The organism is Ectothiorhodospira sp. BSL-9 (assembly GCF_001632845.1).
Classification (GTDB): Bacteria; Pseudomonadota; Gammaproteobacteria; order Ectothiorhodospirales; family Ectothiorhodospiraceae; genus Ectothiorhodospira.
This window is the reverse complement of sequence record NZ_CP011994.1, coordinates 1,176,178-1,192,533: the sequence shown is the minus strand read 5'-3', so window position 1 is coordinate 1,192,533 and position 16,356 is coordinate 1,176,178. Positions and strand designations below refer to the sequence as shown.

Below are 16,356 nucleotides of genomic sequence, written 5' to 3'. Positions count from 1 at the left end.
TGGGTGCGATCCTTCCCCTCATCCCCCGGCCTTCTCCCCCTAGGGGGATCTCCAGGCGTCGTGAGCCGACGCATAGAACCCCGCATCCTCCGTGGTGGCCCCATGCAGGGTGCACACCCTGGCTGCAAACCCGGCAGCACGATGCAGGATCACATCCCACGGCCACCCCTCCAGCAACCCCAGCAAAGTGACCGCGCTGAAGGCATCCCCTGCCCCCACGGTGTCCTTGAGCCCCTCAACCTTCGGGGCGTGCATGGCGTGCACGGCACCGTCACGCGTGAGTACCATGGCCCCGTCAGCAGCGCGGGTGACAATGATGGCCTCCAGATCGAAACAGGCCAGGGTCAGGCGCGCCTGCACTTCCGGATCGTCCGCAGGCTCGGGCGCCAATGCCGACAACTCATCCTGATTCAGCTTCACCCAGGTGGCTCGACCCATCAGGTCATGCACCACTTCACGCTCCCACCAGGGTGCGCGCAGATTCACATCCATGAAGACCCGGGCACCCATGTGATCCCGCAGGGTCTCCAGGCCCCGGCGCGACGCCAGCTCGCGCAGCGCCAGACTGCCGTGATAGAGGATGCCGCCGCGGGGGAGCCCCCCCAGGGCGTGCGTCACGTCCACATGATCGTAGGCTTGATCCGCCAGAATCTCGTATTGGGGCTCGCCGCCGCTCAATGTGACCTGAACCTGCCCCGTGGGGTGATCCGGCTCCACCTGCAGGCCCTCGGGGCGCATTCCCCAGGCCGACAGGGCCTGCTGCACCCGCACACCCAGTTCGTCCTCGCCCACCGCGCCGATGAACAACGGATCGCGCCCCAGCCCCTTGAGGTTCCAGGCCACATTGAAGGGAGCGCCGCCCAGCACGGAGCGTTCTGCAAAGCAGTCGAAGAGCACTTCCCCGAAGATCACGGGTTCGGGATTGGCTGTCACGTCGGCCTCCTGCGATGGTGTGGAAGACTTCGAGGTTACCCAGCGCGAAAAGGGCTTGGCAAGTGGCCGACCAGGCCGGTCAACCCTGCACGCAGCGGTTGCGCCCCTGGTGCTTGGCCTGATAGAGCGCCTTGTCGGCACGATCGAACAGGGTCGTCGGGGTATCCCCTACCCGGGCCTCAGTCACACCGGCGGACAGGGTGATGGCCACCGGATCGCCGTCGAAATGAAAACCCAGATCGGCCACTACCTGGCGCAGAGAGTCGCAGAAGGCCAATGCCTCGGTGGCGGGCGTGCCCACCAGGATCATGACGAACTCCTCGCCTCCGTAACGGGCCACCATGTCGGTGCGCCGGGCGCGCTCCTTGAGGCAGTGGGCCACGGCCGTGATCACCCGGTCACCGGCGCTATGACCATAAGTATCGTTCACCTGCTTGAAGTGATCGATGTCCCATACCACCAGGCTCAGGGGAGTACCGAGGCGGGCCCAGCGGCTCAGTTCATCACGAATGCGTTCATCGAAGGCCTCACGGTTGGGCAGGCCGGACAGGCTGTCCAGGTGGGCACGGCGCTGCTGCCAAAGGAAGGCCTCGCGCAACTGCGCTGACTGCTGCTCCAGGTCTGCCACCCGCTGACGCAGGCGTTCGGCCTCGATGCGGGCCCCCTGGTCCCGCAGGCCCTCCTGTTCCCGATAGGTCTCCATGTGCTGGCCGATGGCCCGAATGCGCCCCCGTACCAGTTCCTTGAGATGGGCAAGATCCAGGGTCCCGTCCGATAATCCGTTATCCAGTCGGGACATCTCCCGCTCCACGTTGCCCTGGAACGCCTCGCGGTTGCGTTGCGAGTCACGCAGGTGGTCGCCCTGGCCGGCCAGATAGCCATCGAAGCTGGCCAGTTCCCGGGTGATATCCTGCAGAAAGTCTTCCATCTCCTCCCGCTGATGATGAAGGTCGCTCAGGCACTGATGCACTGCCTGGGCCACGCGGGAGACCCATTCCGACCAGGGGGGCACACGCTCGCTCACACGCAATTCCTGGCGCAGACGATTCATGGCATCCTGCAGTCGGGGCAGCGAGGCCAGTTCCACCAGCAGTTGCAGACCCAGGGAGCGAATCTCCGCCGCATCGCCGGCAATGGGGGACAGGTGGGCCGCCGGAATGCCCCCTCGAACACGGTCATGCAACAGACCGGACAACTCGTTCAGGTAGGCCTCCAGCTGCGCCGGTGTGAGCGCGGCTTCCGCCTGCACATCCAGTTGCAGGCGGTTGAGGATCGGGTCCAGATGCGGATGTCCGCCCTCGGCGGCCATGCACAAACGGTTCAGCAGGCGCCGCAAATTGGCCTCTAGGACTGCCCGATCATCCAGTTCCTGTTCCAGCTGCCGAATGGTCTCCAGGCACTTGCGGCGTGCCTCATCAGTGTTCACCCACAGGGCCTCTTCTCACGTGTCCGCCCGCCTGACCCTCAGCGTGGAACTGGGCCAGCTTCACGGAATCCGGAATGACCAGCTCCACGCCCACCGGCAGGTGATCGGAATAGTTGAGGTTATAGACATGCACCTGTTCAAGACCGAGGCCCGGCGTGACCAGGATGTGGTCGAAGGCATGCATGGGTCGCCAGCTCGGGTAGGTCTTGGCACTGTCCAGGGGCTCCTGCAGGCGCGTGTTGCGCACCAGCCGGCGCACTTCGTCTGAATGGGTCGGGGTGTTCAGATCCCCCATCACCACCACGTGCTCGTGATCCCGCAGGACTTCACCGATGTACTGCAGCTGACGCATGCGCGTCTTGCGCCCCAGGGAAAGGTGCACCAGCATGATCACCAGGGAATCCTCGCCGCTCTCGGCCCCGAAATGGGCCTCCAGCGCCCCCCGGCCCGGGATTCGGCTGGGCAGACGGTGCTCCATCACCGAGTGGGGCTGATAGCGGGACAACAACCCCAGGCTGTGCTTGGCGAACTTGCCCAGATTACGGTTGGTCTGGCTGTACCAGTAGGGCAGCTGGCTCTGGCGGGACAGGTACTCGGCCAGATTGACGAAGTTGCTGCGCAGGCTGCCAGCGTCCAGTTCCTGCAGGCCCACCAGATCAAAGCCGGCAATGAACCGGGCGATGCTGTCCAGGTTGCCCATGCGCCCGCCGTAGGGCAGGACGTGCTTCCAGCTGTTGGTCAGATAATGGTGGAAGCGGCCCGAGGCAATGCCCACCTGGACGTTGTAGCTGAGAATGCGCAGCCGCTGACCCTGGACCGGCGGCGTGCTCGGCCCCATGGAGAGACTGGAAGCCAGGGGACCGTCCAGGGTGATCCCGGGCTGGTCACGATGATCCAGCCCCAGCCGTTCAAGGTATCGCTCGGCAAGCACCGGTGCCATGGATCAGATGGCCCCGTAAGAATGCAGCCCGCCGAGGAACATGTTCACTCCCACGAAGGCAAAAGTGGTGAGGAACAAGCCGATGATGGCCCACCAGGCCATGGGCACTCCGCGCCATCCCTTGGTGAAGCGCATGTGTAGCCAGGCCGCATAGTTGAGCCAGACGATCAGGGCCCAGACCTCCTTGGGATCCCATGACCAGTAACCGCCCCAGGCCTCCGCGGCCCACATGGCCCCCAGGACCGTGGCGATGGTGAAGAAGGCGAAGCCGATGGCAATGGACTTGTACATCACATCGTCAAGAACCTGCCGCCCGGGGAGACGAGTGGCCAGCAGACCATCGGGGCGACGGCGCTCACCGCGAGCCCGCATCAGGTAGGCCACGCCCAGCATGGCGGCAATGGCAAAGCCGCCGTAGCCGATGAAGTTGGCCGGCACATGCACCTTCATCCACCAGCTCTGTAGCGCCGGTACCAGGGGCTGCACCTCGTGGGCCTGACGGTCCAGGGTGTAGAACAGCAGGAAGGCCACCGCGCCACTGACCAGCAGCAGCACGAAGCCACCCATGCCCCGATTCCGGCTACGACCCTCGTAATAGAGGTACATCAGGACAGTGACCACGCAGAACAGCACGAACACTTCCCAGAGGTTGCTCACCGGGATGTAGCCCCAGGCGGGGTCGTGCAGGTAGGTCTCGCGCCAGCGCACGAACAGCCCCACCAGGCCGAAGGTGGCGGCCACCCAGGCCAGCGCGCCACCCACCTGCGCACTGAATTCGGTGCGGCTCAGCGGCCCGGTCAGCGCCCCAACGGCCACCAGAAAGGCCAGCGGGCTGACCCATTCCAGCCCCGGCACGATGCCCGCCTGACCCAGCCAGAGCAGGACACCCCCGAGCAGTCCGGTGCCCGCGGCGGTCACCATCGCGGGCATCACCCCCCCCGTGCCCGTGGCATCGCGGCGGAACAGGTAGGCGATGTACGCCGCCGTGGACATGAACAGCAGGGCGCACATCCACATGACGGCCGACTGCCCGGAGACGAGATACTTGAGGAAGAAGTTGGTCTCGGCCCGCGCCAGGGAATCACCGTAACTGAGCACCCCAAGGACACTCAAAAGCCCCACGGCCAGGGCATAAGCCCGGAAGGGCTTCCAGTACCAGCCCATCCAGATGCCTGCGGCGGCGTGGATGATCAGCGTGATCACCTGGTAGATATCCATGTAGCCGCCGAACACGGCCAGGACGAACACGGTGGATACCGTGACCAGGGCCGCCCACAACCAGTCGGTCAAGGACAGGCGTTTGAAAAAGCCGGGGTATTCAGCCCCGATGGTGTCATGCGGGACGGACATGATTCTTACCTCCCGTCGTGCTAAACCGGATTGGATTCATGGGGATCACCGGGGTGTGTTCTCCGACCCTTCCTGGCCGGGACCGGTGGCATTGCCGGGGCTCTCCTGCCCGAGCACATGACGACTGAGTGTGTCAAATTCCTCGTCGAATTCCAGCATATTCCGGTTGCTGGTGCCAGCGAAAACCAGCTGGCTGCCCTGCCCGGCGGGCCGGACCATCAACCAGCAGCGTCGATGACTCATGTACAGCATGAGGAAGATGCCCACGATCAGCATCAGGCTGCCAAAGTAGACCACGTTCTGACCCGGCGCCTTGCTGATCATCAGGCCCGAGGCCTGCACATGCTCGAAATCGTTGAAGGTAATCAGAAAATCCGAACCGAAATGGGGCAAGGCATCCAGGGCCACCAGGGCGTCATCCAGATAGGCGGCGTCCACGCCGGTCATGGACTCAATGCCCTCCTCCTCCAGGACGCGCATGTACAACTCCCGCAGGGTCATGTTCACCACCCGGCCGAAGAGGTCCATGAGCGCTTCCCACTGCTGCTGGGGTGCGCGCTGCTCGATATCGGCGACGATGGCGTCGTAGCCCCCCTGAACAAACAGGTCCATGAGGCGGATCATGATGGACTCCACCACGTCCAGGGGAACCTCCCCTTGAGTACCCTGGAACTGGCGGGCGGCCGAGGCGGCTACCTCGCCCACCACTTCGGCCACCTGCTGGTCGTCATTGAGCAGGGAGACCATGCGCATGAAACGGTCCACGCCACTCCCGCCCGGATCCTGGGGCATGTACAGATACTGGAATGGTTCCGCCGTACCATGACGCACGCCGATGAGCAGGAAACTCGTGCCATCCCGCTCCATTGGGTTCTTCATGGCCCGGAAGAACATGCCCGAGCCGCTGGGGTCTCGGATGGTGTAATCCAGGCTCGGCCCCATGTCACGGCGCTCCGCGTTTCCGTCACCATCCACCACAGTGCCGATGTTGTGGGTCTGAAGATCGGTGAACTCGAAGGTGTATCGGCTGCCGTCGGTCAGTTCCTGAACGTGATTGCCGTAGACTCTCGTATCCAGCGCCAGCGGGTCCCGGGCGCCCCGCCCCAGGTGGTGCAGATTCAGGTCGAGGAAGGAACCGCCATCGCGGAAGCTGGCCTGGTAGATGGCATAGCCGCGATGAACCAGAGGCTCGTTCACGCTGATGGTGCGGGTCAGGGGCTCGTCCAGATCGTCGTCATGAATGACCAGGTCGGACTCATAGGCGCGCTCCTGGCCGGTTTCGTGCCGCTCCACGCGAAAATCCTTCACCTCGATGCGAAAGGGCAGGTCCTGCACCACATAGCCGTCGCGAATGGTGATGAAGGCCACATTGGCACTGTGACCCTCGGGGATCTCCACACTCCCACGGAACGAGGGGTTGGAGGGCCCGAGGCGACTTTGCTCGGGCACCTGCGAGGCGGGAATCTCCCGGGTTTCCAGCACAAGCCGGCCGCTCATCTCCGCCAGCATCAGCGGCACGCGCCCGTCGATGAGGCCACCCACGCAGATGATGACGATGGCCCCATGGGTGAAGAAATAGCCCAGGCGGTTGCCGCTACCGCGCATGGCCGACAACAGACGTGTGCCATCCGGCTGCTCCACCTGGCGAACCCGGTAGCCACGCGCCCCCAGCACCTTGCCGGTGCGCTCCAGCACCTGCGTGGGTGCCTCGGGGTGTGTTTCGCGCTGCACATTATGGGCAAAGCTGCGCAGGGACTTTTCCCGTACGTTCAGACGGAAATTGCGCATGTCGCGCAGCATGGTCGGCGTGGTGCGGTAGATGCAGACGGCTGTGGAGACCACCAGAAAGGCCAGCACAAACAGGAACCAGCCCGCGGCGTAGACGTTGTAGAGGTTGAGGGTGCGGAACAGTTCGTGCCAGAACGGCCCGAAGTTCATCAGATAGTTCTGGAAGGGCTGGTTCTGCTCCAGCACCGTGCCAACCACCGAGGCCACGGCCAGAATCACCAAGAGGGTGATGGCCAGATTCATGGATCCCAGAAAGCTCACCAGAATGGAGAGGCGGGAGGGATGTCGCGGGGATGCAGATTCCTGGGGAGAGCGATTCATGCTTTGAGGAAACCCGTTGGGATACCGATGTGGCCCGTTCTGTGGATGGAATGGGCACTCTGACCACGAAAACCTGGAAAAGATCCGGGTAATACCAGCGCGCTCAGACGCATTGGGCCGACCATGAAAAAAGGGGTGACGCAAGCCACCCCTTCTTCAGGACCTACCAGACATGGATCACTTGGGATCCAGGGTCGCCATGTACTCGGAAACCGCCTTCATTTCCTCCTCGGACATGCGCGAGGCCACACTGCGCATCATCCGGCCCGGGTCATTGGCGCGCTCACCCTTGCTGAACTGCTGGAGCTGATCCAGGCTGTAGGCGCCATGCTGGGCGGCCACCTTGGGGAACACCGCGGCGGGGTTGCCCTTGCCGCCAGGACCATGACAGGCCACACAGGCAGCCACGCCTTCGCTCACGTTACCGCCAAAGTAGATCTGCTTGCCCAGGGCAAGGGTCTCGTCATCAGCACTGGTGCGGCCCGGGGAGGCCTCCTGGCTGGCGTAGAACGCTGCCAGGTCCCGCATATCCTGCTCATCGAGCTGAGCCACCTGGGGGTTCATCAGCGCGTGGCTGCGGTCACCTGCCTTGTAGTCCATGAGCTGCTTGAAGAGATAGGCCTTGTCCTTGCCGGCGATCTTCGGCCAGGCGGGGTTTGCGCTGTTACCATCTGCCTGGTGGCAGGCAATGCATGGGGTGGACAGTGACTGGCCGCGCTCGGGATCGCCCGGCTCGGCGTGCAGCGACGCCGACAGACTCATTCCCAGGGTTGCAGCGGCAATTACGACAAGTTTTTTCATTGTGGGTTGACTCCTGAACCTGAAACAGTGTGCGCTTTTCTTTGGTAACCTGTGGCACCCGGACGCGACCGGCGCAACCTCAAAATAGCCGCAATGTATATCACACTCACCCCCCCGCCGCAAAAGCAGGCAGGGGTGGTCCTCAATCATCGCCAAGCGAGTTAGACACTAAATGAACCCGGTTTACTCCCGGGCCGAGTTCCTGACCAGTGCCGCCAGCCTCAAGGGCTTGCCACCGGAAACAGGGCGCGAAGTCGCCTTCGCCGGCCGCTCCAACTCTGGCAAGTCCAGCGCCGTCAATACATTGTGCCAGCAAAGGGCATTGGCGCGTACCAGCAAGACGCCTGGCAGGACTCAGCTCATCAACTTCTTCGCCCTGGACGAGGACCACCGCCTGGTGGACCTGCCCGGATACGGTTACGCCAAGGTGCCTGAGGCGGTACGCCGCCGTTGGGGACATTTGATGGAGCAATACCTGGCGGGCCGCGAATGCCTGCGCGGTCTGATCCTGGTGATGGATATCCGCCACCCCCTCACGAAACACGACTGGCAAATGGTCGGCTGGGCCCATCAACGGCAACTGCCCTTGCACGTCCTTCTCACCAAGGCCGACAAGCTCAAGCGCGGCCCTGCCCTGGACACGGTACGCCAGGTGGCGTCCGCCTTGGGCGCCGAGGACGTGGAAGCCACGGTACAACCCTTCTCATCGCTCAAGAAGCAGGGCGTGGATGATGCCCATTCAGTGCTGGATCACTGGCTCTTCTCGGCCGATCAGCCAGAGGCGGAGGCCTCGGAATCACCGGAACAGTAAGATTGGCGTGGAAGAACCCAGGCTCAGCGACAACCACTGACCTCTCCCCGCAGGGGAGAGGGGTCTGGTAGGTCAGTTTCATCAGCGGGAGTGCCTCACCACCGTGATGCGTGGCAGTCAAGGCAAAAAAAAGCCCCGGGGGCCATTGGGGGTTGGCCGGTCCGGGGCAGAGGTTGGCTCGACTTGGGGGAGTGCGAGCCATCCCGCTCAGGGAGGTAAGCGGGAAGCGCCGGGCTGCAGCGCTTAACCCTTGTGACTACCCGCCGGGGCAATGGTTCAGTGTTTTTATCAGGTAAAGCCCAAAAAAAAGCCCCGCGACGCTTTCACGACGCGGGGCCAGGCTTGGGCTCGACTTGGGGGAGTCAGAGCATCCCGCTCAGGGGGTTAAGCGGGAAGCGCCCCATCCGGAGCGCTTACCCTCACAGACAGGGCCTTCAAGGGAAAGTTCTGGTCCTGGGTGCCCACTGGAAATCAATGTTCCAAAACGTGAAACACATCTCACTGGGAGTACACGAAGATCAGTGTGCCGCGTCCCAATTGGCACCCACACCCACGTCCACCACCAGCGGCACCTCAAGCTCTGCCGCCTGACACATGAGCCGGTTGAGTTCCTCGCGCACCGCCTCCACGGCCCCCTCATCCACCTCGAACACCAGTTCGTCATGCACCTGCATGATCATGGTGAGGGGCCGCCCGGATGACTGGATCCAGTCATCCACTGCCAGCATGGCCCGCTTGATGATGTCTGCCGCCGTGCCCTGCATGGGGGCATTGATGGCCAGGCGTTCCGCCTGATTGCGCACCTGGGCATTGCGGGCCTTGATATCCGGCAGATAGAGGCGGCGACCGAAGACCGTCTCCACATAGCCCTGCTCCCTGGCCCGCTCCCGGGTATCGTCCATATAGGCCTTCACGCCAGGATAGCGGGCGAAGTAGCGATCCACATACTCCTGGGCGGCCCCCCGCTCGATGCCCAGCTGCCGGGCCAACCCGAAGGCCGACATGCCGTAGATCAGGCCGAAGTTGATGGCCTTGGCAGCACGTCGCTGTTCATGGCTGACCTGGTCCGTCTCCAGCCCCCAGACCTCGGCGGCCGTGGCCTGGTGGATGTCCATGCCCTGACTGAAGGCCTCCACCAGACCCTTGTCACCGGACAGATGGGCCATGATGCGCAATTCGATCTGTGAGTAGTCGGCGGCCATGATCACCCGCCCCTCGGGCGCCACAAAGGCCTGGCGGATGCGCCGCCCCTCGGGTGTGCGCACGGGGATGTTCTGCAGGTTGGGCTCCGAGGAGGACAGGCGCCCGGTGCTGGTCACCGCCTGATGATAGGACGTGTGCACCCGCCCCGTGTCACGGTCGATGCGACCCGGCAGCTTGTCGGTATAGGTGGATTTGAGCTTGGACAGGCCGCGATACTCCAGGATCAGCCGGGGCAACGGGTAATCCGCCGCCAGTTGTTCCAGCACATCCTCGGCGGTGGAGGGCTGCCCCTTGGGCGTCTTGCGCACCACAGGCAGCTTCTGGCGCTCGAACAGGATCTCCTGAATCTGCTTGGGCGAACTCAGATTGAAACTGCCGCCGGCCACCTCATGGGCCTGGCGCTCGATCTCTCCCATGCGGTCGGACAGCTCATGGCTCTGGGTGAAGAGCAGGTCCGCATCCACCCGCACCCCGGCCCGCTCCATGCGCGAGAGCACCGTCACCAGGGGGATTTCCAGGTCCTCGTAGATACGACGCTGCCCCGGCTCTCCCTGAAGCCGCCCCCAAAGGTACTCATGCAGGCGCAGGGTGACGTCGGCATCCTCGGCGGCATAGGGGGCCGCCTCATCCAGGCGGACCTGGGAGAAGGAAATCTGCTTGGCTCCCTTGCCGGCGACCTCCTCGTAATGGGTGGTGCGGATTCCCAGGTGCCGCTCGGCCAGGGTATCCATGTCATGGCGGCTGGCGGTGCTGTTGAGCACGTAGGACGACAGCATGGTGTCGTGGGCGATGCCGCGCAGCTCGATGCCGTGGTTGAGCAGCACGTTGCGATCGTACTTGAGGTGATGCCCCAGCTTGGGCCGGCCCGGGTCCTCCAGCAGGGGCTTCAGCCGGGCCAGGGTTTCCTCGCGGGGCAATTGTTGTGGGGCATCGGCATAGTCATGGGCCAGGGGCAGATAGGCCGCCTCGCCGGGGCGAACCGAGAAGGACACCCCCACCACCTGCGCCTGCATGTAGTCCAGACTGGTGGTCTCGGTGTCGAAGGCGAACAAGTCTGCCGTTTGCAGCCTTTCCAGCCAGCGATCCAGCTGTTCCTGTTCCAGCAGGATCTCGTACTCCACGGGATCACCTCCGGCACCTGCCTGTTCGGGCTGCGCCTCCCCCTCCTGGGCATCGCCACCCAATTCCTTGAGCCAGCTGCGAAATTCGAAGCGCTCCAGCAGGCCGCGCAGGGTCTCGGACTCCGGTAACTGGAGTTCCAGTCCCGTGGGCGCCAGATCCAGCGCCAGGTCACAGCGCACCGTAACCAGTTCCCGGGACAGGGGCAGGCTGTCCAGGCTGGCGCGCAGGTTCTCACCCACCTTGCCCTTGATGTCGTCGGCATGGGCCATGATGGCGTCCAGATCCCCGTGGGCCTCGAGCCATTTCACCGCCGTCTTGGGGCCCACCTTGTCCACGCCGGGCACGTTGTCCGAGGTGTCCCCCACCAGGCTCAGGTAGTCCACGATCAGCGATGGTGGCACGCCAAAGCGCTCCTTCACGCCGGCCTCATCCAGGGTCGTGCCCGTCATGGTGTTCACCAGGGTCACGCCCGGCTCCACCAGTTGCGCCAGGTCCTTGTCGCCGGTGGAGATCACCACCTCCATGCCATCCCGTCGGGCCTGACGGGCCAGGGTGCCGATCACATCGTCCGCCTCCACCCCCGGCACCACCAGGATGGGGATGCCCATGGCCCGCACCAGTTCGTGCAGGGGGTCCACCTGGGCCGCCAGTTCATCGGGCATGGGTGGACGGTTGGCCTTGTACTGATCGTAGAGATCGTCCCGGAAGGTGCGCCCCTTGGCATCGAACACCACGACCATGTGATCGGGCTGATAATCACTCATCAGCCGCCGCAGCATGTTGGCCACACCCAGCACGGCCCCTGTGGGCTCGCCCCGGGAGTTGGACAAGGGCGGCAGGGCATGAAAGGCGCGGTACAGGTAGGACGAGCCGTCCACCAGGACCAGGGGCTTGCTGTCAGTCACGGGTTGTTCTCTATGCTTTGGGTACGGGGTCGATGGGGCCGGCGCCACCGGGGGCTCCATTGTGGCCCGATGCGGAAAAATGACCAAACAATGCGGTTTGCCATAACCCGGGAACAGGATATGCTTCAATCAAACAATGGAACATCGAGCACATCATGAAGCGTGACCAGCGAGCCTCCCATCCAGGCCTGCAACCCATGGATGACACCATGCTCACCCGGGAGAGCTGGAAGATATTCCAGATCATGGGCGAGTTCGTGGAGGGCTTCGAGCGCCTGGCCCGGATCAAGCCTTCGGTGAGCATCTTCGGCTCCGCCCGCATCCCGCCCGAGAGCCCGACATATCAACTGGCCGAAAAGATCGCCCGGGATCTGTCCGATGCCGGTTTTGCCGTGGTCAGCGGCGGCGGCCCCGGGATCATGGAGGCGGCCAACAAGGGGGCGTTTGGTGGCAAGTCTCCCAGTATCGGGCTGAACATCAATCTGCCCCATGAGCAGACCGCCAACGCCTATCAGGACGTCTCCCTGTACTTCCGGCACTTCTTCTCCCGCAAGGTGATGTTCGTCAAATACGCCTCGGCCTATGTGGTCCTGCCCGGTGGCTTCGGCACCCTGGACGAACTGGCGGAGATCCTCACCCTGGTACAAACCAACAAGACCCGCCGCATCCCCATCATCCTGGTGGGCTCGGACTTCTGGAAGGGGTTGCTGGAGTGGTTCGAGAATACCCTGGTCACGGAGGGCACCATCAGCCCGGAAGACCTGGACCTTTACACCCTGGTGGATGATTCCAAGTCCGTCGTCGACGCCATCTTCAACTTCTACGAATACGGCGGTCTGGAACCCACCAGCGAAGAACGCGAGAGGCTCATGGACCTATGACCACACGCCGCGCACTCACCCCCATGATCCTGATCGCCTGCCTGGCCACCCCCCTGTCGGCCCAGGATCAGGCGGCGCCGCCGCCCCCACCCCTGCTGGACGACTCGGCTCAGGTCACGCGGGATTTGATGGAACCACAGGTCACCATCATTGAGCGCGAGGGCGAACGTATCGAGGAATTCCGGATCCAGGGCGAGCTGTACATGATCCGTGTGCAGCCGGAAAATGCCCCAGCCTACTACCTGGTGGACACCGACGGTGACGGTCGCCTGGAAACCCAGATGGACGAACTGGACCCCAAGATCCTCATCCCGGCCTGGGTGATCTTCAGCTTTTAACGTTCGAGCCCTCGTCAGCCCGCCAACGGATCCAGGTCCGTAAACGCACGCCAGCGCGCCAGTTGCGACTGGAAATCCCGGTAGGAACGGATCACCCGGCGGGCAGTGCTGTCCTCCTCGGCCATCTCATCCAGCACCTCATCCGTCAGCCGTCGCAGCGACGCCAGCACCGGTTCCGGCAAACGCCGCACCGGCACGCCATAATCATTGATCAGCGCATCCAGCGCCTGCTGGTTGCGGGCCGTGAACTCCATGAGCATGTGGTCACTGGCCAGCCGGCAGGCATGGGTCACCGCCTGCCGCAACCCGTGTGGAAGCGCCTCGTAGGCATCACGGTTGATCAGCGCCTCCACCAGTGAACTGGGCTGCTGCCAGCCCGGGTAGTAGTAATGCCATCCCCACCGGTGCAGACCCAGATCCTTGTCCCCATAAGGACCCACCCACTCCGCCGCCTCAATATGCCCCGCTCGCAGGGCGTCAAGAATGTCATCACCGGCCAGGGAGACCACCTGGGCCCCGGCCCGATCCATGACCTGGGCACCCAGCCCGGACATGCGGATCGACACCCCTTCCAGATCCCCAAAATCGTTGATCTCCCGCTTGAACCAGCCCCCCATCTGGGCACCGGTATTACCGCAGGGGAAGGGAATGACATCGAAGTGCCGGTAAAGATCCCGCCACAACTCCAGACCTCCGCCCTTGTAAAGCCAGGCATGGGTCTCCTGGGCATTCATGCCAAAGGGCACCGACGTGAACAACTGTGCCGCGGGGCCCACATCATCCCAGTAATGAGCCGCCCCATGGCCGATCTCCGCCGAACCGCGTGCCACCGCATCAAACACCTCCAGTGCCGGCACCAGGTCATCAGCCCCAAAGACCCGCACCGAGATACGACCCCCGGAGAGCTCATTGATGGCCCGGGCCAGATAATCCGCCCCCGCTCCCAGACCCGGAGAGCCATGGGGCCAGGCAGTCACCATGCGCCAGTGGAACCGCAGCCCCGTATCCCGCACCCCGTCACTGGCGTTGCCCTCCGGCGAACCACAGCCCGCCAGCCCCCCCGCCGAAGCCAGGGCCGCCAGACCACCCGCCTTACCCAGAAACTCTCTTCGCCGCATGAAAGACCTCACCACATGTCTTCTTGATGGAATCTGCGTAGCCAATGCCGCCCCAATGCAGGTCGTGGCTGGGGGGCATCCCTGAGAGCGGGCGTTCGCCGCATGGATGCGGCGGTCGAGCCTACAAGGACGTATTCACGGCGTCCCGCGGCCAGGGATACCCCCCCAGCCACGACCGGGAAGGCACCTCCATGCCCGTCGCCCCACGATGCAGGCCGCTGGTGGGCGGCGCAGCACCCCGACCTTATGACACAGGCTCCAGCTTCGCATATCCCACCACCAGCCACTTGGTGCCCTCACCATCAAACCGCACCTGCACTCGCGCCGAAGAACCCTGCCCCTCGGAATCCAGGATCACACCCTCACCAAACTTCCTGTGCCGCACCCGCGCGCCCAGAGCCAGCCCCTGTGCCGGCGGCTCCTTCACACGCTTGGCTCGCACCGGCTCCACCACCGGTCGCCGCAGCGTCGCCCGCGGGCGCACATCCTCCAGCAGATCCTCCGGCAACTCCGCGATGAACCGCGAAGGCGCGTTATAACTCTCCCGACCATGCAGACGCCGACTCTCCGCATACGTCAGCACCAGCCGACGACAGGCCCGGGTGATCCCCACATAGGCCAGACGCCGCTCCTCCTCCAACCGCCCCGGCTCCTCCAGCGACATCCGGTGCGGAAACAGGCCCTCCTCCATCCCCACCAGGAACACCAGCGGAAACTCCAGACCCTTGGCCGAATGCAGGGTCATCAACTGAACACAATCCTCCCAGGCGTCCGCCTCACCCTCGCCCGCCTCCAGGGCCGCGTGGGACAAAAACGCCGTCAGCGGACTCATGTCCTCATGCCGCTCCGGATCGTGGACAAACCCCCGGGCCGCGCTCACCAGCTCCTCCAGGTTATCCACCCGCGCCTGAGCCTTCTCCCCTTTTTCTGCCTCGTAATGACCCTTGAGACCCGAATGCGCGACCACATGCTCCACCTGCTCATGCAGATCCAGAGTCGCACAGGCAGCAGCCATGTCGTCCACCAGTGCCCTGAACCCCCTCAGGGCATTACCGGCCCGGGCCGCCAGGGCGCCCTGCTCCAGCAGCCTGCCAGCGGCATCCCACAAAGACACCCCCTGCTCCCGGGCCTGTTCACGGATCAACGCCACGGTGCGCTCCCCCAGGCCCCGCGTGGGTTGATTGATCACCCGTTCCAGGGCCATGTCATCGTCACGCGACGCCACCAGGCGCATGTAGCACAGGGCATCCTTGATCTCGGCCCGCTCGAAGAACCGCAGCCCCCCGTATACCCGGTAGGGGATGCCCGCCTGGATCAGGGTTTCCTCCAGCACCCGCGACTGGGCGTTGGAGCGATAGAGAATGGCCACCTCACGACAGGCCCCACCCCCCTCCCGCCAGCCGCGGAGCTGGTCGGCCACGAACCGGGCCTCATCGTATTCATTGAAGGCACCGTAGAGCTTGATCGGCTCCCCCTGCAACCCGTCGGTCCACAACTCCTTGCCCAGGCGCGAGCCGTTCTGACGGATCAGGGTATTGGCCGCCCCCAGGATGGTGGCGGTGGAGCGGTAATTCTGTTCCAGACGCACCGTCAGGGCGCCGGGGAAGTCCCGCGTGAACTTCTGGATGTGCTCGATGCGGGCACCTCGCCAGCCATAGATGGACTGATCATCGTCACCCACGGCGAACACCGGCGTTTTCTCACCGGCCAGCAGACGCAGCCAGGCATACTGGATGTCGTTGGTATCCTGGAACTCATCCACCAGCAGATGGCGGAAGCGACTGCGGTAATGCTCCAGCAAGCTCGGGTTGTCGCGCAGCAACTCCAGGCTGCGCAGCATGAGCTCGGCAAAATCCACCACACCGGCACGCTGACAGGCCTGCTCGTAGGCCGTGTAGAAGCGGATCATCTGCCGGTTCACCGGATCGCCGGTGTCCTGCATGTGCGCCGGGCGCACCCCCTCATCCTTGCGACCATTGACGAACCACTGCATCTTGCGCGGCGGCCAGTGGGCCTCGTCCAGCTCCAGGGCCTTGAGCACGCGCTTCACCAAGCGATACTGATCGTCCGAGTCCAGGATCTGGAAGTTCTCCGGCAGCCTGGCCTCGCGCCAATGGGCCCGCAACAGGCGGTGAGACAGGCCGTGAAAGGTGCCTACCCAAAGCCCCCGGGGCGGCATGCCCAGCAGGCCTTCCAGCCGCCCACGCATCTCGCTGGCCGCCTTGTTGGTGAAGGTGACCGCCAGAATGCTGTGGGGAGACAGGCCCTCCGCCTGAATCAACCAGGCGATGCGATGCACCAGCACGCGGGTCTTGCCACTGCCGGCACCGGCCAGCACCAGGATAGGACCAGAGGGGCTGCCCACCGCTTGGCGTTGGGCCTCGTTCAGGGAATCAAACAAAGGGGAAACATCCATGGC

General features: G+C 64.0%; 12 protein-coding genes. 3 read left to right on the top strand and 9 right to left on the bottom strand.

What is annotated here, in order from left to right; translation table 11 throughout:
• Positions 1-39: 39 nt before the first annotated feature.
• The 6 genes from ECTOBSL9_RS05650 to ECTOBSL9_RS05625 all read right to left on the bottom strand — a co-directional run bounded on the left by ECTOBSL9_RS05650 (position 40) and on the right by ECTOBSL9_RS05625 (position 7,559).
• The gene (locus tag ECTOBSL9_RS05650) at positions 40-933 is read right to left on the bottom strand and encodes a carbohydrate kinase (RefSeq protein ID WP_063464249.1); all 894 of its coding nucleotides are present in this window, start codon (positions 931-933) and stop codon (positions 40-42) included.
• A gap of 79 nt (positions 934-1,012) precedes the next feature.
• Positions 1,013-2,359, bottom strand: a complete 1,347-nt coding sequence (locus ECTOBSL9_RS05645) for a GGDEF domain-containing protein (protein WP_063464248.1) — start codon at positions 2,357-2,359, stop codon at positions 1,013-1,015.
• A complete protein-coding gene (locus ECTOBSL9_RS05640; protein ID WP_063466030.1) occupies positions 2,349-3,197 on the bottom strand; it encodes an endonuclease/exonuclease/phosphatase family protein in 849 nt (282 codons plus the stop codon). The genes ECTOBSL9_RS05645 and ECTOBSL9_RS05640 overlap by 11 nt, the downstream gene beginning before the upstream one ends.
• Before the next feature lie 105 nt (positions 3,198-3,302).
• Positions 3,303-4,649, bottom strand: a complete 1,347-nt coding sequence (gene ccsB / locus ECTOBSL9_RS05635) for a c-type cytochrome biogenesis protein CcsB (protein ID WP_063464247.1) — start codon at positions 4,647-4,649, stop codon at positions 3,303-3,305.
• A gap of 45 nt (positions 4,650-4,694) precedes the next feature.
• Positions 4,695-6,758 carry a cytochrome c biogenesis protein ResB gene (locus ECTOBSL9_RS05630; protein WP_063464246.1) on the bottom strand — a complete coding sequence of 688 codons (2,064 nt, stop codon included), beginning with the start codon at positions 6,756-6,758 and terminating at the stop codon, positions 4,695-4,697.
• Between the two features lie 177 nt (positions 6,759-6,935).
• Positions 6,936-7,559 (bottom strand): cytochrome c, encoded by a 624-nt coding sequence (locus ECTOBSL9_RS05625; RefSeq protein WP_063464245.1) that lies wholly within the window; start codon positions 7,557-7,559, stop codon positions 6,936-6,938.
• Between the two features lie 172 nt (positions 7,560-7,731).
• Here ECTOBSL9_RS05625 and yihA point away from each other — a divergent pair, with 172 nt between their 5' ends.
• Positions 7,732-8,370, top strand: a complete 639-nt coding sequence (yihA, locus tag ECTOBSL9_RS05620) for a ribosome biogenesis GTP-binding protein YihA/YsxC (protein WP_063464244.1) — start codon at positions 7,732-7,734, stop codon at positions 8,368-8,370.
• A 518-nt stretch (positions 8,371-8,888) separates the two neighbouring features.
• Here yihA and polA read toward each other — a convergent pair.
• A complete protein-coding gene (gene polA / locus ECTOBSL9_RS05615; protein ID WP_063464243.1) occupies positions 8,889-11,600 on the bottom strand; it encodes a DNA polymerase I in 2,712 nt (903 codons plus the stop codon).
• Positions 11,601-11,755: 155 nt separating this feature from the next.
• Here polA and ECTOBSL9_RS05610 point away from each other — a divergent pair, with 155 nt between their 5' ends.
• Together ECTOBSL9_RS05610 and ECTOBSL9_RS05605 are read left to right on the top strand one after the other, a co-directional pair.
• Positions 11,756-12,481: a TIGR00730 family Rossman fold protein gene (locus ECTOBSL9_RS05610; protein WP_063464242.1), complete on the top strand. Its 726-nt coding sequence runs from the start codon at positions 11,756-11,758 to the stop codon at positions 12,479-12,481.
• Positions 12,478-12,819 carry a DUF2782 domain-containing protein gene (locus ECTOBSL9_RS05605; protein WP_063464241.1) on the top strand — a complete coding sequence of 114 codons (342 nt, stop codon included), beginning with the start codon at positions 12,478-12,480 and terminating at the stop codon, positions 12,817-12,819. Before ECTOBSL9_RS05610 ends, ECTOBSL9_RS05605 begins: the two co-directional genes overlap by 4 nt.
• A 14-nt stretch (positions 12,820-12,833) precedes the next feature.
• Here ECTOBSL9_RS05605 and ECTOBSL9_RS05600 read toward each other — a convergent pair whose 3' ends face one another.
• Both ECTOBSL9_RS05600 and uvrD read right to left on the bottom strand, forming a co-directional pair.
• On the bottom strand, positions 12,834-13,937 hold the full coding sequence (locus ECTOBSL9_RS05600; RefSeq protein ID WP_063464240.1) for a TRAP transporter substrate-binding protein: 1,104 nt from the start codon (positions 13,935-13,937) through the stop codon (positions 12,834-12,836).
• A 244-nt stretch (positions 13,938-14,181) separates the two neighbouring features.
• Positions 14,182-16,353, bottom strand: coding sequence for a DNA helicase II (gene uvrD, locus ECTOBSL9_RS05595; protein ID WP_063464239.1), 2,172 nt, complete (start codon positions 16,351-16,353; stop codon positions 14,182-14,184).
• Positions 16,354-16,356 lie beyond the last annotated feature (3 nt).

What these genes read in the sequence shown, in the direction of transcription:
- ECTOBSL9_RS05605 (WP_063464241.1), top strand. Translation starts at nt 12,478, where the DNA reads ATGACCACACGCCGCGCACTCACCCCCATGATCCTGATCGCCTGCCTG.
- ECTOBSL9_RS05640 (WP_063466030.1), bottom strand. Translation starts at nt 3,197, where the DNA reads ATGGGGCCGAGCACGCCGCCGGTCCAGGGTCAGCGGCTGCGCATTCTC.
- ccsB (WP_063464247.1), bottom strand. Translation starts at nt 4,649, where the DNA reads ATGTCCGTCCCGCATGACACCATCGGGGCTGAATACCCCGGCTTTTTC.
- ECTOBSL9_RS05625 (WP_063464245.1), bottom strand. Translation starts at nt 7,559, where the DNA reads ATGAAAAAACTTGTCGTAATTGCCGCTGCAACCCTGGGAATGAGTCTG.
- uvrD (WP_063464239.1), bottom strand. Translation starts at nt 16,353, where the DNA reads ATGGATGTTTCCCCTTTGTTTGATTCCCTGAACGAGGCCCAACGCCAA.
- ECTOBSL9_RS05600 (WP_063464240.1), bottom strand. Translation starts at nt 13,937, where the DNA reads ATGCGGCGAAGAGAGTTTCTGGGTAAGGCGGGTGGTCTGGCGGCCCTG.
- yihA (WP_063464244.1), top strand. Translation starts at nt 7,732, where the DNA reads ATGAACCCGGTTTACTCCCGGGCCGAGTTCCTGACCAGTGCCGCCAGC.
- ECTOBSL9_RS05610 (WP_063464242.1), top strand. Translation starts at nt 11,756, where the DNA reads ATGAAGCGTGACCAGCGAGCCTCCCATCCAGGCCTGCAACCCATGGAT.
- ECTOBSL9_RS05630 (WP_063464246.1), bottom strand. Translation starts at nt 6,758, where the DNA reads ATGAATCGCTCTCCCCAGGAATCTGCATCCCCGCGACATCCCTCCCGC.